The sequence below is a fragment of the Franconibacter pulveris genome (genome assembly GCF_056780215.1).
This window is the reverse complement of sequence record NZ_CM165555.1, coordinates 2,083,676-2,102,649: the sequence shown is the minus strand read 5'-3', so window position 1 is coordinate 2,102,649 and position 18,974 is coordinate 2,083,676. Positions and strand designations below refer to the sequence as shown.

The following is an 18,974-nucleotide window of genomic DNA, read 5'->3' as shown; positions in this document are numbered from 1 at the left end:
ATGAATGATCAACCTGTTGTTTGGCAGCCGCAGCTCATGCTGGCGGTTCGGCCCGGCTGGCAGGTCTTTTTCCGTATTAGCTAAAAAAATCCGTAAAGCGCCTTGATTATCATCGGCTTTCAAGAATACTGTATATAAAAACAGTATTCAGGAGCTTACTATGGATGGCGCAACCCGATTCCGCTTTCCGCCAGGCGTTATCCGCCCGGCGGCCCTTCGCTTTGCCGCTGGCGCGCTGAGACAAACTACACGGGCACAGAACCATGTACGCTCTCATTGACGTTAACAGCTTCTATACCAGCTGCGAGACTCTCTGGCGGCCGGATCTGCTTAACAAGCCGGTGGTGGTGCTGTCGAACAATGACGGCTGCATTATTTCCCGCTCGGCGCAGGCAAAGCGGCTCGGCGTCCAAATGGGCGCGCCTTACTTTCAGCAAAAAGCGTTGCTGGAGCGCGAAGGCGTGGTGGTCTTCAGCAGCAACTACGCGCTTTACGGCGACATGAGCCAGCGGGTAATGACCACGCTTGAAGCGATGTGTCCGCGGGTCGATGTCTACAGCATCGACGAAGCCTTTGCCGATTTAAGCGGCATCGGCGACCTGGAAACCTTCGGCCGTGCGATTCGCGACACCGTCTATCAGCATACCCGGCTGACGGTGGGCGTCGGCATTGCGCCAACCAAAACCCTCGCCAAGCTCGCTAACCATGCGGCGAAAACCTGGACCAAAACCGGCGGCGTGGTGGACCTCTCAAGCCCGCTGCGCCAGCGCAAGCTGATGGCCCTGTTGCCGGTGAGCGACGTCTGGGGCGTGGGGCGTCGTCTCTCGGCGCGCCTTAACGCCATGGGAATTGAGAACGCGCTGCAACTCGCGCAAAGCGATATTGGCTTTATCCGTAAAAATTTCAGCGTGGTGCTGGAGCGCACGGTCCGCGAGCTGCGGGGCGAGTCATGTCTGGCCTTTGAAGAGACGCCCGCCACAAAGCAGGAGATAATCAGCTCCCGCTCGTTTGGTACAAAGGTCAGCGACTATAAAGCGGTGCGCGAAGGCATCTGCACCTGGGCGGCGCGGGCGGCGGAAAAATTGCGCGCCGAAAGGCAATACTGCCGCTACGTCAGCGCTTTTCTGAAAACCAGCCCGCACGACGCCCATGCCCCTTACTACAGCAACCGCGCCGGCATCACCCTCTCCACGCCCACTCACGACACCCGCGATATTCTCGCCGCCGCCGTCCGTTGTCTGGAGGCTATCTGGCGCGAAGGGCTGCACTATCAGAAGGCCGGCGTCATGCTGGGGGACTTTTTCAGCCAGGGCGTGGCGCAGCTCAATCTTTTCGACCCCTATGCGCCGAAAGCCAACAGCGAAGCGCTAATGACGGTGATGGATAAGCTTAATCAGCAGGGCAAAAATCGCCTCTGGTTCGCCGGCCAGGGCATCACGCAGGCGTGGGGAATGAAGCGCGAATACCTCTCGCCCGCCTGGACCACCCGGCTGAGCGACGTCCCCGTTTGCCGCTGATTTTTACGTCCTGCCTGGATATAGCGCAAAAAAAGCGCGCCCTTACGCGGGTAGACTTGAGGAAGAAACGCGAAAAGCCGTTTCGTTACCGGAACTTATAACGTAAGGAGGCAGTTTATGGACCGTATTATTCAGTCACCCGGCAAATACATCCAGGGCGCAGGCGTGCTGGCGCGCATAGGGGAATATATCAAACCGCTGGCGCCTACCTGCCTGGTGGTGGGCGATAAATTCGTGCTCGGTCTGGTAGAGGAGCAGCTTCGTGACAGCTTCGCACAGGCGGGCGTGAAAGCGGAAATCGCGCCGTTTGGCGGCGAATGCTCGCAAAATGAAATTAACCGTTTGCGCACGCTGGCTGAGGCCGCACGCTGCGGCGCGGTGCTGGGCATCGGCGGCGGTAAAACGCTCGATACCGCCAAAGCGCTGGCCCATTTTATGGCGCTGCCGGTGGCGATTGCGCCCACCATCGCCTCTACCGACGCGCCCTGCAGCGCGCTTTCCGTCATTTACAGCGACAGCGGCGAATTTGAACGCTACCTGCTGTTGCCTGCGAACCCCAATATCGTGGCGGTGGATACGCAGATCGTCGCGGGCGCCCCGGCGCGTCTGCTGGCGGCGGGCATTGGCGACGCCCTCGCCACCTGGTTTGAGGCGCGCGCCTGCGCACGCAGCGGCGCAGGCACCATGGCAGGCGGACGCAGCACCCAGGCCGCGCTCGCGCTGGCGGAACTTTGCTATAAAACGCTGCTGGCCGAAGGGGAAAAAGCGATGCTCGCCGCACGTCAGCATGTAGTTACCGAAGCGCTGGAGCGCGTAGTGGAAGCGAACACCTATCTCAGCGGCGTCGGTTTTGAAAGCGGCGGACTCGCGGCGGCGCACGCGGTGCACAACGGGCTCACGGCAATTCCCGACGCTCACCACTATTACCACGGCGAAAAAGTCGCCTTCGGCACGCTGGTGCAGCTGGTGCTGGAAAACGCGCCGCAGGAAGAGCTGGAAGCGGTTCTGCGCCTGACGCATGCGGTCGGGCTGCCGGTCACCCTCGCAGAGCTTGATATCAAAGAAGATGTGCCAGCGAAAATGCGCCTCGTGGCGCAGGCGGCCTGCGCCGAAGGCGAAACCATCCACAATATGCCTGGCGGCGTAACGGTAGACCAGGTTTACGCCGCGCTGCTGGTGGCGGACCAGTATGGGCAGCAGTGGTTCAGTGCGCGAAGCGTATAAAGCCGTCTCTCCCGGCGGGCGGGCGCAGCGCCATCCGCCGGGTTATTGTTCGCTCCGCCTTTGCGGCGTTCGGGCTTCACCCTCGCCTCTTTAAGGGGCGCCGCCGCTTGCCAAAACGGCTCAGCAAAGCGCCCCGCCTTTGTGCTAAGCGCTCCGCCTTTATGCTAAGGGCTCCGCCCCGTACGGCGACAATCCGTCACGCGTCGTTAAAAGGCGTTTCCCCTTTCAGCACCGCGTCAATCACCTGCAACGCGCCGCTGTCGTTGTTAGAACCGGTTGCGTATTTCGCTATCGCTTTCACATCGCTCACCGCGTTATCCATAGCGAAGGAATAGGCGGCAAGCTGTAACATCTCCACGTCGTTGCCGCTGTCGCCCACCGCAACGCACTGCGCTTTTTCCACGCCCCAGCGCTTCATCAGGCGCAGCAGGCCGCTGGCTTTATGCGAGCCGGGGATGATTAAATCGACAAAGCCGTAGCCGCTGGTCACCGGCTTCACGATGCCATCCAGCGTGTGGTGCAGGCTTTCCACCAGCGAAGGAATTTCCGCATCCGGCAGATTCAGCGAAAACTTGAAAATAACATCGTCGATTGCGTAGAGATCTTCTACCGGTTGCAGGCGATGGTAGTGTTTTGCCATCAGGCTGACGAAAGCCTCCGGCGCGCCCGCCTGGTAATATGCGCTTTCCAGGCCGCAGACCACGAAGTTAATCCCCTCAAACGCCGAGAGCGCGTCAATCACCGCATGATATTGCTCACGGGTCAGCGCGCCGTGGTGAACGCGCTCGCCATGGTCGTAAACCAGCGCGCCGTTCTCCGCGACAAATGAGATCTCGTCACGAATTTCCGGGAAGAAGGAGATAAGCTGGTAATACTGGTTGCCGCTCGCCACCACAAACTGGATATCCCTTTCCTTCAGCGCGTGATACTGCTGCAGGAACCGCGCCTTGTCGTAGGTTTTTTTGTCGTTCAGAAAGGTGCCGTCCATATCAACCGCGATGAGCTTGATTTTCATACTGCCTCATTGATTCGTTAACTCAGTCACAGAACATGCTAGCATTCTTTAATTGAAGAAACATATGAATAAAAGGCTAATCATCTTCATTTGAAATGCTTATCAGTCAGTGAAAACACGGGCGAACAAGGCTTGCAGAAGCGATAGGCCTTAAAACAAAACGCCCGGCGATAATAGCCGGGCGCATGAATAAGCCGCATGAATAAGCGTAGAAACCTAACCCTCCTGCTGCGCGTCCTGCTCGTCGAAAACCTGCTGCGCCAGATGCATCGTGGCGTTAGCGGCAGGCAGGCCGCAATAGAGCGCGGAGTGCATGATCAGCTCTTTTAACTCCTCCCGCGTGACGCCGTTGTTAAACGCCGCGCGCAGGTGCATTTTCAGCTCCGCTTCGCGGTTCAGGGCAATCAGCATAGCGATGGTTATCATGCTGCGGGTATGGCGGTCGAGGCCAGGGCGCGTCCAGGTTTCTCCCCAGGCGTAGCGGGTAATAAAGTGTTGAAACTCGTCGTTAAGCGGCGTCAGGTTGGCCAGCGTACGATCCACATGCGCGTCGCCCAGCACCGCCCGACGCACCGCCATCCCCTGCTCGTAACGTTCCTCATCCTGCATGCCGTGCCTCCTGACTGAGTAAAAAAGCGATTAACGCGTCGTTAAATGCCTGCGGCGCTTCGACATTCGATAAATGCGAAGCGGGCACTATCGTAAGCTGCGAACCGGCGACCTGCTGCTGAAGAAACTCGCCGTCGGCGACGGTGGTCACCGGGTCCTGCTCCCCGGCGATAACCAGCAGCGGCAGCATAATCGCCTTGAGTTCATGGCGCAGATCGGCTTCGGCCAGCGCCTCGCAGCAGGCGGCGTAGCCTTCGGCGTCGGAACGGGCGAGCTGGTCAATAAGCGGCTCGATAAGCTGCGGCGAGCGGTGACGGAACGCCTCGCTGAACCAGCGCTGCGCTGCGCCTGCGGCAACAGTGGCCATCCCTTCCTCACGCACGATACGGGCGCGATCCAGCCAGCCCGCCGGCTCGCCAATTTTCGCCGCGCTGTTGGCGATGGTAACGGAAAGCAGGCGCTCCGGTGCAAAACGCGCCAGCCACAACCCTGTCAGCCCGCCCATAGAAATGCCACAGAAGTGCGCTTTTTTAATGCCGAGAGAATCCAGAAGCGTAAGCACATCGCCGGCCAGCTGTGACAACGTCACCCGCCCCTTTTTGGCGGTTTGCCCGTGGCCGTGGGTGTCGTAGCGCAGCACGCGAAAGCGCGCTGTCAGCGCCGCCAGCTGCGGTTCCCATAAGGAAAGCGTGGTGCCAAGCGAGTTGGAGAGCACCACTACCGGCGCCCCTTCAGGCCCGTCGAATTGATAATGAAGCGTCATAACGATTCCTTGTAACGCGCCAGCACCTGGCGGATAAAGACCGGCGCGCTGCCGGTCGCCTCCAGCGGCGAAAGCAGGCGTGCGATCTCGTCTTCGGAAAAATAGCGGCGGATAAGCGCGTCATCGACCAGCAGCGTCTGCAGCGCCACGCCTTCATCCAGCGAACGGTGGCAAAGCGGCTCCAGATGCTGGTGCGCCGCCTGTTTGCCGATATGCTCAGCAAGCTTCAGCGTCACCGGCTCGGCCACAATCAGCCCATGGGTGATGCGCAGGTTTTCGCGCATTTTTTCCGGGAAGACCTGCATCTCGCGGATCAGCTCAAGGCTGGTCTGCATAACCCCGCCGGCAAGGGTAATAATGTCCGGCAGCGTCTCCCACTCCGCCTGCCAGCCGCCGAGCGCCCTTTCATGCTGCTGTAGCTGGCTTGCGTAAAGCGTCGCCATCAGGCCAGGCAGCCGCGTGGTCGCCGTGAGGATAGCCGCGCAGGCGACCGGGTTGCGCTTGTGCGGCATGGCGGACGAGCCGCCGCGCCCTTGCGCTACCGGCTCCGCCGCTTCCCCGACTTCGGTCTGCATCAGCAAGGCGAAATCGCTGGCGAACTTGCCAAGCGTGGCGGCGACGCCTGCATACCAGCCGCCCACCTCCAGCAGCCTGTCGCGCTGGCTGTGCCAGGGCGTATCGGGAAGCGAGAGCGAAAGCGCCGAAGCCAGCGCCTGCGCCACCTGCGGCCCTTTCTTCTCAAGAGACGCCAGCGTCCCCGCCGCGCCGCCAAACTGGGTCGCCAGCGCGCGCGGACGAATTTCTTTCAGCCTTTCCTGCCAGCGCAGCAGCGCATCCAGCGTGCCCGCGAGCTTCAGTCCGAAGGTGGTGGGCAGCGCATGTTGCAGCCAGGTGCGCCCCGCCATCACCGTTTGCTGGTGGCGCGCCGTCTGCTGCGCCAGCGCGGCCAGCAGATCCTTCAGCAAAGCTTCGGTTTCCGTAAAGGCGTCGCGCAGTTGCAGCATCAGTCCGCTGTCGATGATGTCCTGGCTGGTGGCGCCCCAGTGCACATAGCGGGCGGCTTCGTCATCCGCAGCCTTTACGCAGGCGGTAAGCTGCTTGACCAGCGGAATGGCGAGGTTGCCCGCGCCCGCCGCCGCCTGCGCCAGCGCGCCGAGGTCTAATTGCGCGACCTTGCAATGGTCCGCTATTACTGCCGCCGCTTGCGCAGGCACAATGCCGCACTGCGCCTGCGCCTGCGCAAGCGACGCCTCGACATCCAGCATCCGCTGTAGCGTCGCTTCGTCGCTGAAAAGCGGCGTCAGCCTGGAAGGCCGCAGCAGCGGGGTGAGAAGTTTCATTCCGGCTCCTTAAACGCGTTCGATAATAAGCGCTATGCCTTGCCCTACGCCGATGCACATGGTGCACAGGGCGTAGCGCCCGCCGGTGCGCTTAAGCTGTAGCGCGGCGGTCATGGCGATGCGGCCGCCGGAAGCGCCAAGCGGGTGGCCGAGCGCGATAGCCCCGCCGTTGGGGTTAACATGCTCCGCCGCATCCGGCAGCCCGAGGTCGCGCGTCACCGCCAGCGCCTGGGCGGCGAACGCTTCATTAAGTTCGATAACGTCCATCTGATCAAGCGACAAACCCGTTTGCGCCAGTACTTTACGCACCGCCGGCGCCGGGCCGAAGCCCATAATGCGCGGCGCCACGCCCGCTGTCGCCACGCCAGCCACCCGCGCCAACGGCTGCAAACCGTGCGTACGCATCGCCTGCTCGCTTGCCAGCAACAGCGCGCAGGCGCCGTCGTTCACGCCGGAGGCGTTGCCTGCCGTCACCGTGCCGTCCTCCCGCACCACCGGCTTGAGCTTCGCCAGCGCCTCGCGCGAGGTGGCGCGCGGGTGTTCATCGCGGGTAAAGCTGAGCGGCTCGCCTTTGCGCTGCGGAATAAGCACCGGGATCAGCTCGTCGTCAAACAGCCCCATCTCCTGAGCCCGGGCGGTGCGAAGCTGGCTGCGCAGCGCGAAAGCATCCTGGTCTTCGCGGCTGATGCCAAAATGCGCGGCGACGTTCTCCGCCGTTTCCGGCATGGAATCGACGCCATAACGCGCTTTCATTAACGGGTTGATGAAGCGCCAGCCGATGGTGGTGTCTTCAAGCGCCATACTGCGGCTGTAAGCGCTCTGCGCTTTGCCCATCACAAACGGCGCGCGGGACATGCTCTCTACGCCGCCCGCCACCATGAGATGCGTTTCGCCGCTTTTAATGGCCCGAGCCGCCACGCCGATGGCGTCGAGGCTTGAGCCGCACAGGCGGTTGACGGTGCTGCCCGGCACCGTTTCCGGCAGGCCGGCCAGCAGCAGCGCCATGCGCGCCACGTTGCGGTTATCTTCCCCCGCCTGGTTAGCGCAGCCGTAAATCACGTCGTCAATCAGCGCCGGGTCAAGGTTAGGGTTGCGCTCCAGCAGCGCTTTTAACGGCAGCGCCGCCAGGTCGTCGGCGCGCACGCCAGCCAGCGTTCCGCCAAAGCGGCCAAAGGGGGTGCGTACCGCATCGCAAATAAAAGCCTGAGTCATTATCGTTCCTTACGCGCTCTGCGCCAGTTGCCCGAAGCTGAGTTTGACCGGCGTCAGCCGCTGCAGCTCTTCAAAAGAGAGGCCGTTGACGATTTCACGCACGACCGGCCCTTCAGGGGTGATATCGATGACCGCGAGGTCGGTATAAATGCGGCTGACGCAGCCGACGCCGGTAAGCGGATAGCTGCAGGCTTCCACCAGCTTGCTCTCGCCTTCGCGCGTAAGCAGCTCCATCATCACAAAAACCTGGCGCGCGCCGATGGCGAGATCCATCGCACCGCCCACCGCCGGAATAGCGTCCGGCGCGCCGGTGCTCCAGTTCGCCAGGTCGCCCGACGCGGAAACCTGATAGGCGCCGAGCACGCAAATATCCAGATGCCCGCCGCGCATCATGGCGAACGAGTCGCCGTGGTGGAAAAAGCTGCCGCCGGTCAGCAGCGTGACGTGCTCTTTTCCGGCGTTGATAAGCTCCGGATCTTCCTCCCCTGGTGCGGGCTTCGGCCCCATGCCGAGCAGGCCGTTTTCGCTGTGCAAGAAGATCTCTTTATCCGCGGGCAGGTAATTGGCGATGCGGGTCGGCAGGCCAATGCCTAAATTCACATAAGCCCCTTCCGGGATATCGCGCGCCACGCGCTGCGCCATTTCGTCACGGGTGAGTCGTTTCATCAGTGAATGTCCTTATGCGCTCTGCGCCAGAGTGGAAGCCGGCTCCAGCGCCACCACGCGCTGCACAAAAATGCCGGGGGTGATGATGTGCTCGGGGTCAAGCTCTCCCAACGGCACCAGCTGGCTGACCTGCGCGATGGTCGTGGTGGCGGCCGTCGCCATGATAGGCCCGAAGTTGCGCGCCGCCTTGCGGTAGACCAGGTTGCCCCAGCGGTCGCCCTGGAAGGCTTTGATAAGCGCGAAGTCCGCTTTCAGCGGGTATTCCAGCACGTAATGGCGACCGTCGATTTCGCGGGTCTCTTTGCCTTCGGCGAGCGGCGTGCCGTAGCCGGTAGGGGTAAAAATGGCGCCAAGCCCCGCCCCCGCCGCCTGAATGCGGGCGGCCAGGTTGCCCTGCGGCACCAGTTCCAGCGCCACTTTGCCGCGGCGATAGAGATCGTCGAATACCTGGGAGTCTACCTGGCGCGGGAAGGAGCAGATCATTTTGCGCACCCGCCCCGCCTTCAGCAGCGCCGCCAGCCCCACTTCGCCATTGCCGGCGTTGTTGTTGATGATAGTGAGGTCGCTCGCCCCCTGGGCTATCAGGGCGTCAATCAGCTCGGTGGGCTGGCCAGCGGGGCCGAAGCCGCCAATCATGATGGTGGCGCCGTCCGGGATCCCGGCGACAGCCTCTTCCAGCGAGGGCACGCTTTTATCAATCATCCTCTGCTCCTTGATGTGCGATCATCGCACCGTTATGCGTTGTTCGAACAAAATGTGACGCCGCTAACGAGTCCGGTCAAGGGCGATAATCGAAATATGGTGCGATAATCGAACATGGGTTATCTTTGTTCGCAGAGTGTGATCGAGCGCGTAATCAGGAGAAAAATGATGGCGATACACCCGCAAGACCGCCTTAGCGGCGACGCCGACCCGTTTAAGGGCGACCCGAATTTTATGGCTTCGCTGGCGCGGGGGCTGGAAGTGATTCAGGCTTTTACGCCGCAGCGGCGGCTGCTGTCTATTTCGCAAATAAGCCAGAAGACCGGCATCCCGCGCGCCGCCGTGCGTCGTTGCCTCTACACGCTTGGCAAGCTCGGGTTTGTGTATGCGGAAGACGGCAAAAACTATCAGTTGCGCCCGCGCATTCTTTCGCTCGGCCACGCCTATCTCGCCTCGACGCCGCTGGCGCGCGCCGCCCAGCCGGTACTGAAGCAGCTAAGCGAAATGCTCAATGAGTCCTGCTCTATCGCCACGCTGGACGGCGACGACATTCTCTATATCGCCCGCGCTTCCAGTTCGCGCATCATGACTATCGATCTGGATATCGGCAGCCGTCTGCCCGCCTGGTCCACTTCCATGGGCCGCGTGCTCTTAAGCTACCTTCCGGAAGAGCAGTTAAACGCGCTGCTTGGGCGCATCACGATGATCCGCTATACGCCGCAAACGGTGGATTCGGTGGCGAAGCTGCGCGAAGAGCTGAAGCGGGTGCGCCAGCAAGGCTATGCGCTAAACGATCAGGAGCTGGAGATGGGGTTGCGGTCGATTGCGGTGCCGCTGATGAACCCGCAGGGGGGTGTGGAAGCGGCGCTGAACGTGGGGGTGCACGCGGGGCAGGTTTCCGCTGAAGAGCTGCGAACCCGCGTGCTGCCGGAACTGCAAAACGCCGCCCGGGAGCTGGCGTTGCTGCTGGATTAACGGCTGCGCTTGGCGTGCCGTTCCCAGTTCTCCTGTTTGGCCTCGTCCGATTTTTTCAGCGCCACGTAGCAGGCGCCCGCGCCGCCGTGGTGCGCCAGCGCCGTGCAGTAGGCCTGCACTTCATCGAACTCTGTCAGCCAGCGCGCCAGATAGCTGCGCACAATATTGGCGTGCGACTTATCTTCCCGCCCTTTGCCGTGAATGATGAGCAGGTTGCGAAGGCCGTCGCGGCGGGCCTGATGGATGAAAGCGAACAGCTGCTGGCGGCACTGCTCCACCGGCTGGCGCAGCAGATTGAGGCTCGCCTGCTGGCTGTATTTGCCAAGGCGCAGCTTCTCCAGTACGCCGTTTTGCAGCCCTTCGCGTTTAAACTCCAGCGGCTCGGCGAGCGGGATGATGTCAAGAAAACCGGTGGTGAGAAAGTTATCCAGCTGCAGCGCGTCCAGCCGCTGCGGGGCGCGGTTTTTCACCGGCTTCACCCACTGCGTGGATTCACAATTTTTAAGGGGTTTGACATCTTCCATGGCGTCAAGAAAAAGCGATTTGTCGTCAGGGTGCACGGTCAATCCTCCGGGTACTGCGCAAAGGTTCACACTATAACCCTCCCCCGCACGCGGCTCAACGCTGCCGCGCCCGGAAAAAGAGGACCGCTAAGAAGCCACAATTATGGATGTAAAACCAGTGAAATTCTTCTTAAGGGCGCTTTTTTGGCTACCTTTTGAGCAATGCGCAGTGAAAAACAGGAATAGATAAATAAATGTTAACTATTTGTGAAAGATGTCACTTAACGGTCATCACGTCCCGCCTGAAAAGCGCGTATATATATTCTTACCCACAGTGTACGGAATAAGTGTGGGGCAAGGTCCCGGAAGCACTGCTGTGTCCTGTAGAGCCTGGCTGATGTCGGCAGGCTCTATTTTTTATGGGCGGCATTCACGGCGAAAGGCGGTGATAAGCGCGCTGGTGAGCGGCGTTGGCGTGGTGTCGCGCCGCTGGATCAGGTAGTAAGCGGCCTTCGGCAGGCTCTCCGCCACCGGAATTTGCGTAAGCCGCGGCGCCAGCAGCGGGTCCGCCCCCAGCTCCTGCGGCAATATCGACACAAAATCGCTCTGCGCCACCAGGCTTATGCAGGAAGAGAAGGTTTCGCATACCACGCTGATGCGGGGCGCCTGCGCCCGGTGGTGAAAGAGATCTTCCAGATGCTTGTAGTAGCTGCCGCGCGGGGTCGGCATCGTCCAGTCATAAGCCATTAGCTCATCAAGCGAACGGGCCGCCGCCGCCGGATGCCCCTGGCGGGCAAAGACGGCAAACGGCTTTTCAAACAGCTTTTCAAAGGTGAACTCTCTGTCGTACGGCCCCTGATAATAGGTGTTGATAGTGAAATCGAGTTCGCCCTGGCGCAGCTCGTTAATCATCGACACCAGTTGCCCTTCCATAATCCTGACTTTGACCTGCGGATGCTGCTGGTGAAAGCGAGAGATCACCGCTGGCATCAGGCTTCGCGCCACGCTTGCGCCAAGGCCGATGTTTATCTGTCCGGCAAGCTGCCCCTGGCGCTGGCGGATATCCTCCTGCGCGGCGCGCAGCTCTTCCAGAATCAGCCTCGCGTGCTGATAAAAACTCTCCCCGCATTCTGTCAGCGCTACCCCCTGGCTGCGGCGAATAAACAGACGCGCGGCTATCCCTTCTTCCAGTTCCTTGATCGATTTGGTTAACGCAGGCTGGGAGATATTAAGCGTGCGGCTGGCGCTGCGAATGCTGCCGTGACGGGCCACTTCCACAAAGGCGCGGATCTGGTGAAATTTAACCTGAAAAGACATCCCTACCCCGATAACCATTGTTTATCAGACAAAAGAAACTGGCATCTACTGTAAAGCAAAGGCTTGTGTCAGGGTAAGCCTCGAACGGTAAAAACGTATGAATAGCGCTGAGTGATAAGCAAAAGCTATCACAATGTGAGCTGGCTCACCTATTTTGCTGATACAGGAAAAGAAAACGTTATGGAACCTATCGCCGATTACCTTCGCTCCCTTGCGCCGCAGATGCAGGCGTGGCGTCGCGATTTTCATCATTATGCCGAGTCGGGCTGGCTGGAGTTTCGAACCGCAAGCCATGTGGCGGAGATCCTGCACGGGCTGGGTTATCAGCTTGCGCTGGGGCGCGATGTGGTAAACGCCCAGGCGCGGATGGGCCTGCCGGATGAGGCGACCCTTGCCCGTGAAGAGGCGCGCGCCCGCGAACAGGGGGCGGTGGAACGCTGGTTGCCCGCCTTTTCCGGCGGCTTCACGGGGCTGGTCGCCACCCTGGCTACCGGCCGCCCCGGCCCGGTTATCGCCTTTCGCGTGGATATGGATGCGCTGGACCTCGACGAGCGGCTCGATGAGAGCCACCGTCCTTTTCGGGAAGGGTTCGCGTCATGCAACCCCGGCATGATGCACGCCTGCGGCCACGACGGCCACACCACCATCGGGCTTGCGCTGGCGCACGTGCTGAAGAAGTACGAAGCGCAGCTCAACGGCACCATCAAGCTTATCTTTCAGCCTGCCGAGGAAGGCACCCGCGGCGCGCGCGCCATGGTGGCGGCGGGCGTGCTGGATGATGTCAATTATTTCACCGCCGTGCATATCGGCACGGGCGTCCCTGCGGGCACGGTGGTTTGCGGCAGCGATAACTTTATGGCGACCACCAAGTTCGACGTGCGCTTTACCGGCATGGCCTCTCACGCGGGCGGCAAACCGGAACAGGGCCGCAACGCCCTGCTGGCGGCGGCGCAGGCGGCGCTTGGCCTGCATGCTATCTCCCCGCACAGCGAAGGCGCCTCCAGGGTGAATGTCGGCCTGTTGCAGGCAGGCAGCGGGCGCAACGTGGTGCCGGCTTCAGCCACCATGAAAGTGGAAACCCGCGGCGAAACGGAGGCGGTCAACGAGTATGTGTTCGAACGCGCAAAGGCGGTGATTGAAGGCGCGGCGGCGATGCACGGCGTGGAGCTGGCGATGCGCATGATGGGCGCGGCCACCAGCAGTCGCCCAACGCCTGAGTGGGTGCAGTTTATCCGCGAACAGGCGTTGCAGTGCGCAGGCGTAAAAGAAGCGGTGGAGACCGTGAAGGGCCCTGCGGGTTCGGAGGATGCGACGTTAATGATGGCGCGGGTGCAGGCGCGCGGCGGCAAGGCCTCTTACGTGGTGTTCGGTACTGAGCTTAGCGCCGGGCATCACAACGAGCGGTTCGACTTTGACGAGCAGGTGATGGCGGTGGCGGCAATGACCCTCTCGCGCCTGGCGCTTCACTTTCCCTGGCAGCGGGGTGTGTGATGGATAACGTTTACGCATTTGTTGACGATGCGCTGGAGACGCGCCGCGACGATTTTATCGCCATTGCGGATGATATCTGGGATCACCCGGAGACCCGCTTTGAGGAGCGCTGGTCCGCCGCGCGACTGGCGCAGGCGTTAGAGGCGGAAGGCTTTATCGTCACGCGCAACGCCGGCAACATCGAAACTGCTTTTGTCGCAAGCTTCGGCGAGGGCAAACCGGTTATCGCCCTGCTCGGCGAGTACGACGCGCTGGCGGGCCTGAGCCAGCAGGCGGGGACCGCCGAGCCCTGCCCGATAACGCCAGGCGCCAACGGCCACGGCTGCGGCCACAACCTGCTCGGCACCGCGGCGCTGGCAGGCGCCGTGGCGGTGAAAAACTGGCTGGCGCAGCATGGCGGCGGCACGGTGCGCTTCTATGGCTGCCCGGGGGAAGAAGGCGGCTCCGGCAAAACCTTTATGGTGCGCGAAGGGCTTTTCGATGACGTCGATGCCGCCGTGACCTGGCACCCAGAGGCGTTCGCCGGGATCTTCAGCACCAGCACGCTGGCCAATATCCAGGTGGCGTACCGCTTCTCCGGCATCGCCGCCCACGCGGCGAACTCGCCGCACCTCGGGCGCAGCGCGCTGGATGCAGTAACCCTGATGACCACCGGCAGCAACTTCCTCAACGAGCATCTTATCGAAAAAGCGCGCGTGCATTACGCCATTACCGATACCGGCGGCATCTCGCCTAACGTCGTTCAGGCGCAGGCGGAAGTGCTTTACCTGATTCGCGCGCCGGAGATGGCTGAGGCGCAGCGCATTTACGCGCGCATCAACAACATCGCCGAAGGCGCGGCGCTGATGACCGAAACCACCGTACAGGCGCGTTTTGAAAAAGCCTGCTCCAGCTACCTGCCAAACCGCACGCTGGAAGGCGCGATGTACGACGCGCTGCAGCATTTCGGCACGCCGCGCTGGAGTGAAGAAGAGCGCCGTTTTGCCGGAACCCTTCGCGCCACGCTCAGCGAGAATGACCTGCAAAACAGCCTCAACAATATTGCCAATACCGGCGGCGAAGCGGGGAAAGCTTTCGCAAAAAAACATCGCCACACGCTGCTGATTGACGAGGTCGCGCCCTGGGCCGCCACCGATGCCGTACTGGCGGGGTCGACAGACGTGGGCGACGTGAGCTGGAAGCTGCCGGTAGCGCAGTGCTTCAGCCCCTGTTTCGCCATCGGCACGCCGCTGCATACCTGGCAGCTGGTAAGCCAGGGACGCACCTCGATAGCGCATAAGGGCATGCTGCTGGCGGCAAAAGTGATGGGCGCCACGGCAATACGCTTGCTACAGGACGCGACGCTGTTAACGGCGTGCCGACAAGAGCATCAAGAGACCGTTAGCGAGCAGCCTTACCACTGCCCGATACCGAAAAATGTGACACCGTCACCTTTAAAATAATAAAACACAAACACAACAACGCAAACACAACGACAACCCGAGGAGCGCCCATGAGTATCTCTTCCATACCGACGGACACCCCTTCCGGCAAGCTGTATGGCTGGGTGGAGCGTGTGGGAAATAAAGTCCCGCACCCGTTTCTGCTCTTTATCTATTTGATTGTGATTCTGGCTGTCTCCACCGCCGTGCTTTCCGCCTTTGACGTGGCGGCGCGCAACCCGGCGGACGGGAAAATGGTGGCGGTGAAAAACCTGCTCAGCGCTGACGGGCTGCACTGGTTTTTGCCTAACGTCATTAAAAACTTCAGCGGCTTCGCCCCGCTCGGCGCGATTCTCGCGCTGGTGCTGGGCGCCGGTCTTGCCGAACGCGTAGGACTGTTGCCTACGCTGATGGTAAAAATGGCCTCCCACGTCAGCGCGCGTTACGCAAGCTACATGGTGCTGTTTATCGCCTTCTTCAGCCATATCTCGTCTGACGCCGCGCTGGTTATCATGCCGCCGATGGGGGCGCTTATTTTTCTCGCCGTCGGCCGTCATCCGGTGGCGGGACTGCTCGCCGCTATCGCAGGCGTCGGCTGCGGCTTTACCGCCAATTTGCTTATCGTCACGACCGACGTGCTGCTTTCCGGCATCAGCAGCGAGGCGGCGCGAAGCATCGACCCGGCCATGCATGTCAGCGTCATCGATAACTGGTTTTTTATGGCAACCTCAGTGATTGTGCTGACGCTCACCGGGGGGTTGATAACCGATAAGCTCATCGAACCGCGCCTGGGCCGCTGGGAGGGTAAAAGCGATGAAAAGCTGCAAACACTCACCTGTGAGCAGCGGCGCGGCTTGCGGGTGACAGGCGTGGTGGCGCTGCTGTTTATTGGCGTCGTGGCCCTGCTGGTGGTGCCGGAAAATGGCCTGCTGCGCGACCCGCTGAAGCACACGGTGCTGCCCTCGCCCTTTATCAGCGGCATTGTGCCGTTAATCATCCTGTTTCTGTTTGTCATCTCGCTCGCTTACGGCATCGCCACCGGCAAAATCCGCCGTCAGGGCGACCTGCCGCAACTGATGATTGACCCGATGAAAGAGATGGCCGGTTTTATCGTTATGGTGTTCCCCCTCGCGCAGTTTGTGGCGATGTTTAACTGGAGCAATATGGGGAAATTCATGGCGGTGGGGCTGACCGATATGCTGGAGAGCGCGGGGCTCAGCGGCGTGCCGGCGTTTGTCGGCCTGGCGCTGCTCTCTTCGCTGCTGTGCATGTTTATCGCCAGTGGTTCGGCAATCTGGTCGATACTGGCGCCGATTTTCGTGCCGATGTTTATGCTGCTTGGTTTCCACCCCGCCTTCGCCCAGGTACTGTTTCGCGTGGCGGACTCCTCGGTTATCCCGCTGGCGCCCGTTTCGCCTTTCGTGCCGCTGTTTCTCGGCTTTTTACAGCGTTACCGTCCGCAGGCGAAGCTTGGCACTTATTACTCGCTGGTGCTGCCGTACCCGCTCATTTTTCTGGCGGTGTGGTTAGTGATGCTGGTGGCGTGGTATTTTATCGGCCTGCCAATTGGGCCGGGCGTCTATCCGCGCCTGGGATAAGCGAGGGAAAAATGCTGACGTTTCTGGAAGACAAAATAGCGACGCCGCTGGGCCCGCTGTGGGTAATTTGCGATGAGCAGTTCAACCTGCGCGCCGTGGAGTGGGAAGAGCACAGCGACCGAATGGAACAACTGCTGGTTATCCATTACGGCGCGCAGGGCTTCAGGCGGGCGGCGAGCGAGAACCCTGGCGGGCTTAGCGATAAGCTGCGCGACTATTTTGACGGCAACCTCAGCATTATCGATACGCTGCCGACCGCCACCGCAGGCACCCCCTTTCAGCGGGAAGTGTGGAAGCGGCTGCGCGATATTCCCTGCGGCCAGGTGATGCATTACGGTCAACTGGCCGAAGCGCTTGGCCGCGCGGGCGCCGCGCGGGCCGTAGGGGCGGCCAACGGCGCGAACCCTGTCAGTATCGTCGTGCCTTGTCACCGGGTAATCGGGCGCAGCGGCGCGCTGACCGGTTATGCGGGCGGCGTGCAGCGTAAAGAATGGCTGCTGCGTCACGAAGGTTATTTCCTGCTTTAAACAAATAATTCGTCTGCTAATTATACATTTACTTGAATATCAAGGGCATGACGCAAAAAAGCGCATGCCCTGTTTCATAAATATCTGATTGATGTTTCACCACACTTACGTCGTGGACAAAAGGATGTTAAAATTGACCGATATCAATTACGGCTTGAGCAGACCTATGATCCCGGAAAAGCGAATTATTCGACGCATTCAGTCTGGCGGTTGTGCCATCCATTGCCAGGATTGCAGTATTAGCCAGTTATGCATCCCTTTCACGCTGAATGAACACGAGCTGGACCAGCTTGATAACATCATTGAACGTAAAAAGCCGATTCAGAAAGGCCAGACGCTGTTTAAAGCGGGTGATGAACTGAAATCGCTCTATGCTATCCGCTCCGGCACCATTAAGAGCTACACCATCACCGAACAGGGCGACGAGCAGATAACCGGCTTTCACCTGGCGGGCGACCTGGTGGGCTTTGACGCTATCGGCACTGCGCATCATCCGAGTTTCGCGCAGGCGCTGGAAACGTCAATGGTGTGCGAAATTCCGTTTGAAACTCTCGACGATCTCTCCGGCAAGATGCCAAGCCTGCGCCAGCAGATGATGCGACTGATGAGCGGCGAGATCAAAGGCGACCAGGATATGATCCTGCTGCTTTCCAAAAAGAACGCGGAAGAGCGCCTCGCGGCCTTTATCTACAACCTCTCCCGCCGTTTCGCCCAGCGCGGCTTCTCGCCGCGTGAATTCCGCCTCACGATGACGCGCGGCGATATCGGCAACTACCTGGGCCTGACGGTGGAAACCATCAGCCGCCTGCTGGGCCGTTTCCAGAAAAGCGGCATGCTGGCGGTGAAGGGAAAATACATCACCATCGAAAACGGCGATATTCTTGCCGAGCTGGCCGGGCAGTCCCGTAACGTCGCGTAATTTCACTCTTTTGCCGGGTCAATAGAATTTCCTGATTTATTGATCCGGCAATAATTTCCCCTCTGTTTCATTCAACATATATGGGTTACTCTTGTCTTACAGACTGTGGTTACGCAGTTGTAAGGAGAACCTGTATGGCAAAGTATCAAAACATGCTGGTGGCCATCGATCCTAATCAGGATGACCAGCCGGCGTTACGGCGTGCAGTTTACCTGCATCAACGGATTGGTGGCCGAATCAAAGCCTTTTTGCCGATCTATGACTTTTCTTACGAAATGACCACCCTTCTGTCTCCCGATGAGCGCACGGCGATGCGTCAGGGGGTCATTAGCCAGCGTACCGCCTGGATCCGCGAGCAGGCGCAGTACTACCTTGAAGCGGGCGTGCCAATCGATATCAAAGTGGTCTGGCACAACCGTCCTTTCGAAGCGATTATTCAGGAAGTGGTGAGCGGCAAGCACGATCTGCTGCTGAAAATGACCCACCAGCACGACAAGCTCGAATCCGTTATCTTCACGCCGACCGACTGGCATCTGCTGCGAAAATGTCCCTGCCCCGTCTGGATGGTGAAAGACCAGCCCTGGCCGGAAGGCGGCAAAGCGGTGGTGGCGGTCAATCTCGCCAGTGAAGAGCCTTATCACAACGCGCTCAATGAAAAGCTCATTCGTGAAACAGTGAAGCTTGCCGAACAGGTTAACCACACCGAAGTGCACCTGGTGGGCGCTTATCCGGTCACGCCTATCAATATCGCTATCGAACTGCCTGATTTCGACCCGAGCGTGTATAACGACGCTATCCGCGGCCAGCATCTGCTGGCGATGAAAGCGCTGCGGCAGAAGTTTGGCATCAGCGAGAAGATGACCCATGTGGAAAAAGGACTGCCGGAGGAGGTTATCCCGGATCTGGCCGAACATCTGGAAGCGGGCATTGTGGTGCTGGGCACCATCGGCCGCACCGGCATTTCCGCCGCGTTTCTCGGCAATACGGCTGAACAGGTTATCGACCACCTGCGCTGCGACCTGTTGGTTATTAAGCCCGACGACTACCAGACGCCGGTGGAAATCGACGACGAAGACGACTAACGTCGCGGCGCTGTAAAGCAAAAGCCCGCCTGTGCAAACAGACGGGCTTTTTTAATGCCGCGCTTTCGCTGCACCAATAAAAAAACCGCTCCG

At 60.3% G+C, this 18,974-nt stretch carries 18 protein-coding genes; 9 read left to right on the top strand and 9 right to left on the bottom strand.

Annotated features, from left to right (window positions below; translation table 11 throughout):
- Positions 1-263: 263 nt before the first annotated feature.
- Both umuC and gldA read left to right on the top strand, forming a co-directional pair.
- On the top strand, positions 264-1,517 hold the full coding sequence (gene umuC, locus ACU4F7_RS10000; protein WP_481638550.1) for a translesion error-prone DNA polymerase V subunit UmuC: 1,254 nt from the start codon (positions 264-266) through the stop codon (positions 1,515-1,517).
- A 117-nt stretch (positions 1,518-1,634) separates the two neighbouring features.
- A complete protein-coding gene (gene gldA / locus ACU4F7_RS09995) occupies positions 1,635-2,741 on the top strand; it encodes a bifunctional L-1,2-propanediol dehydrogenase/glycerol dehydrogenase (RefSeq protein ID WP_481638549.1) in 1,107 nt (368 codons plus the stop codon).
- Positions 2,742-2,937: 196 nt separating this feature from the next.
- Here gldA and ACU4F7_RS09990 read toward each other — a convergent pair whose 3' ends face one another.
- From ACU4F7_RS09990 to ACU4F7_RS09960, 7 genes are all read right to left on the bottom strand, one after another.
- On the bottom strand, positions 2,938-3,756 hold the full coding sequence (locus ACU4F7_RS09990; RefSeq protein WP_029592768.1) for a Cof-type HAD-IIB family hydrolase: 819 nt from the start codon (positions 3,754-3,756) through the stop codon (positions 2,938-2,940).
- A 216-nt stretch (positions 3,757-3,972) separates the two neighbouring features.
- Positions 3,973-4,365, bottom strand: coding sequence for a 4-carboxymuconolactone decarboxylase (gene pcaC, locus ACU4F7_RS09985; RefSeq protein WP_024555866.1), 393 nt, complete (start codon positions 4,363-4,365; stop codon positions 3,973-3,975).
- Positions 4,355-5,128: a 3-oxoadipate enol-lactonase gene (gene pcaD, locus ACU4F7_RS09980; RefSeq protein WP_481638548.1), complete on the bottom strand. Its 774-nt coding sequence runs from the start codon at positions 5,126-5,128 to the stop codon at positions 4,355-4,357. Before pcaD ends, pcaC begins: the two co-directional genes overlap by 11 nt.
- Entirely contained in the window at positions 5,125-6,468 is a 1,344-nt protein-coding gene (locus tag ACU4F7_RS09975) for a 3-carboxy-cis,cis-muconate cycloisomerase (RefSeq protein WP_481638547.1), read from the bottom strand. Before ACU4F7_RS09975 ends, pcaD begins: the two co-directional genes overlap by 4 nt.
- Positions 6,469-6,477: 9 nt before the next feature.
- Positions 6,478-7,680 carry a 3-oxoadipyl-CoA thiolase gene (pcaF, locus tag ACU4F7_RS09970; RefSeq protein ID WP_481638546.1) on the bottom strand — a complete coding sequence of 401 codons (1,203 nt, stop codon included), beginning with the start codon at positions 7,678-7,680 and terminating at the stop codon, positions 6,478-6,480.
- 9 nt (positions 7,681-7,689) lie between these two features.
- Positions 7,690-8,346 (bottom strand): 3-oxoacid CoA-transferase subunit B, encoded by a 657-nt coding sequence (locus tag ACU4F7_RS09965; RefSeq protein ID WP_024559681.1) that lies wholly within the window; start codon positions 8,344-8,346, stop codon positions 7,690-7,692.
- 12 nt (positions 8,347-8,358) lie between these two features.
- Positions 8,359-9,048, bottom strand: coding sequence for a 3-oxoacid CoA-transferase subunit A (locus tag ACU4F7_RS09960; protein ID WP_029592763.1), 690 nt, complete (start codon positions 9,046-9,048; stop codon positions 8,359-8,361).
- A gap of 168 nt (positions 9,049-9,216) precedes the next feature.
- Here ACU4F7_RS09960 and ACU4F7_RS09955 point away from each other — a divergent pair, with 168 nt between their 5' ends.
- On the top strand, positions 9,217-10,023 hold the full coding sequence (locus ACU4F7_RS09955; RefSeq protein ID WP_024555872.1) for an IclR family transcriptional regulator domain-containing protein: 807 nt from the start codon (positions 9,217-9,219) through the stop codon (positions 10,021-10,023).
- Here ACU4F7_RS09955 and smrA read toward each other — a convergent pair.
- Both smrA and ACU4F7_RS09945 read right to left on the bottom strand, forming a co-directional pair.
- Positions 10,020-10,583: a DNA endonuclease SmrA gene (gene smrA, locus ACU4F7_RS09950; RefSeq protein WP_024555873.1), complete on the bottom strand. Its 564-nt coding sequence runs from the start codon at positions 10,581-10,583 to the stop codon at positions 10,020-10,022. The two genes, ACU4F7_RS09955 and smrA, sit on opposite strands and share 4 nt — an antisense overlap.
- Positions 10,584-10,943: 360 nt before the next feature.
- Entirely contained in the window at positions 10,944-11,843 is a 900-nt protein-coding gene (locus tag ACU4F7_RS09945; RefSeq protein WP_035888347.1) for a LysR family transcriptional regulator, read from the bottom strand.
- 180 nt (positions 11,844-12,023) lie between these two features.
- Here ACU4F7_RS09945 and ACU4F7_RS09940 point away from each other — a divergent pair, with 180 nt between their 5' ends.
- The 6 genes from ACU4F7_RS09940 to uspE all read left to right on the top strand — a co-directional run bounded on the left by ACU4F7_RS09940 (position 12,024) and on the right by uspE (position 18,881).
- The gene (locus tag ACU4F7_RS09940) at positions 12,024-13,334 is read left to right on the top strand and encodes a M20 family metallo-hydrolase (protein ID WP_481638545.1); all 1,311 of its coding nucleotides are present in this window, start codon (positions 12,024-12,026) and stop codon (positions 13,332-13,334) included.
- A complete protein-coding gene (locus ACU4F7_RS09935; RefSeq protein WP_481638544.1) occupies positions 13,334-14,776 on the top strand; it encodes a M20 family metallopeptidase in 1,443 nt (480 codons plus the stop codon). The genes ACU4F7_RS09940 and ACU4F7_RS09935 overlap by 1 nt, the downstream gene beginning before the upstream one ends.
- A 50-nt stretch (positions 14,777-14,826) precedes the next feature.
- Positions 14,827-16,353: a p-aminobenzoyl-glutamate transporter gene (abgT, locus tag ACU4F7_RS09930; protein ID WP_481638543.1), complete on the top strand. Its 1,527-nt coding sequence runs from the start codon at positions 14,827-14,829 to the stop codon at positions 16,351-16,353.
- An 11-nt stretch (positions 16,354-16,364) separates the two neighbouring features.
- Complete coding sequence (gene ogt / locus ACU4F7_RS09925) at positions 16,365-16,880, top strand: methylated-DNA--[protein]-cysteine S-methyltransferase (RefSeq protein ID WP_028019804.1); 516 nt, start codon at positions 16,365-16,367, stop codon at positions 16,878-16,880.
- 166 nt (positions 16,881-17,046) lie between these two features.
- Complete coding sequence (gene fnr, locus ACU4F7_RS09920; RefSeq protein WP_049293342.1) at positions 17,047-17,799, top strand: fumarate/nitrate reduction transcriptional regulator Fnr; 753 nt, start codon at positions 17,047-17,049, stop codon at positions 17,797-17,799.
- A gap of 134 nt (positions 17,800-17,933) precedes the next feature.
- Entirely contained in the window at positions 17,934-18,881 is a 948-nt protein-coding gene (gene uspE, locus ACU4F7_RS09915) for a universal stress protein UspE (RefSeq protein WP_024557633.1), read from the top strand.
- The last annotated feature ends 93 nt before the right edge of the window (positions 18,882-18,974 follow it).

Excerpts from the sequence above, each read along its gene's own strand:
- umuC (WP_481638550.1), top strand. The coding sequence starts at position 264 with ATGTACGCTCTCATTGACGTTAACAGCTTCTATACCAGCTGCGAGACT.
- gldA (WP_481638549.1), top strand. The coding sequence starts at position 1,635 with ATGGACCGTATTATTCAGTCACCCGGCAAATACATCCAGGGCGCAGGC.
- ACU4F7_RS09990 (WP_029592768.1), bottom strand. The coding sequence starts at position 3,756 with ATGAAAATCAAGCTCATCGCGGTTGATATGGACGGCACCTTTCTGAAC.
- pcaC (WP_024555866.1), bottom strand. The coding sequence starts at position 4,365 with ATGCAGGATGAGGAACGTTACGAGCAGGGGATGGCGGTGCGTCGGGCG.
- pcaD (WP_481638548.1), bottom strand. The coding sequence starts at position 5,128 with ATGACGCTTCATTATCAATTCGACGGGCCTGAAGGGGCGCCGGTAGTG.
- ACU4F7_RS09975 (WP_481638547.1), bottom strand. The coding sequence starts at position 6,468 with ATGAAACTTCTCACCCCGCTGCTGCGGCCTTCCAGGCTGACGCCGCTT.
- pcaF (WP_481638546.1), bottom strand. The coding sequence starts at position 7,680 with ATGACTCAGGCTTTTATTTGCGATGCGGTACGCACCCCCTTTGGCCGC.
- ACU4F7_RS09965 (WP_024559681.1), bottom strand. The coding sequence starts at position 8,346 with ATGAAACGACTCACCCGTGACGAAATGGCGCAGCGCGTGGCGCGCGAT.
- ACU4F7_RS09960 (WP_029592763.1), bottom strand. The coding sequence starts at position 9,048 with ATGATTGATAAAAGCGTGCCCTCGCTGGAAGAGGCTGTCGCCGGGATC.
- ACU4F7_RS09955 (WP_024555872.1), top strand. The coding sequence starts at position 9,217 with ATGGCGATACACCCGCAAGACCGCCTTAGCGGCGACGCCGACCCGTTT.
- ACU4F7_RS09945 (WP_035888347.1), bottom strand. The coding sequence starts at position 11,843 with ATGTCTTTTCAGGTTAAATTTCACCAGATCCGCGCCTTTGTGGAAGTG.
- ACU4F7_RS09940 (WP_481638545.1), top strand. The coding sequence starts at position 12,024 with ATGGAACCTATCGCCGATTACCTTCGCTCCCTTGCGCCGCAGATGCAG.
- ACU4F7_RS09935 (WP_481638544.1), top strand. The coding sequence starts at position 13,334 with ATGGATAACGTTTACGCATTTGTTGACGATGCGCTGGAGACGCGCCGC.
- abgT (WP_481638543.1), top strand. The coding sequence starts at position 14,827 with ATGAGTATCTCTTCCATACCGACGGACACCCCTTCCGGCAAGCTGTAT.
- ogt (WP_028019804.1), top strand. The coding sequence starts at position 16,365 with ATGCTGACGTTTCTGGAAGACAAAATAGCGACGCCGCTGGGCCCGCTG.
- fnr (WP_049293342.1), top strand. The coding sequence starts at position 17,047 with ATGATCCCGGAAAAGCGAATTATTCGACGCATTCAGTCTGGCGGTTGT.
- uspE (WP_024557633.1), top strand. The coding sequence starts at position 17,934 with ATGGCAAAGTATCAAAACATGCTGGTGGCCATCGATCCTAATCAGGAT.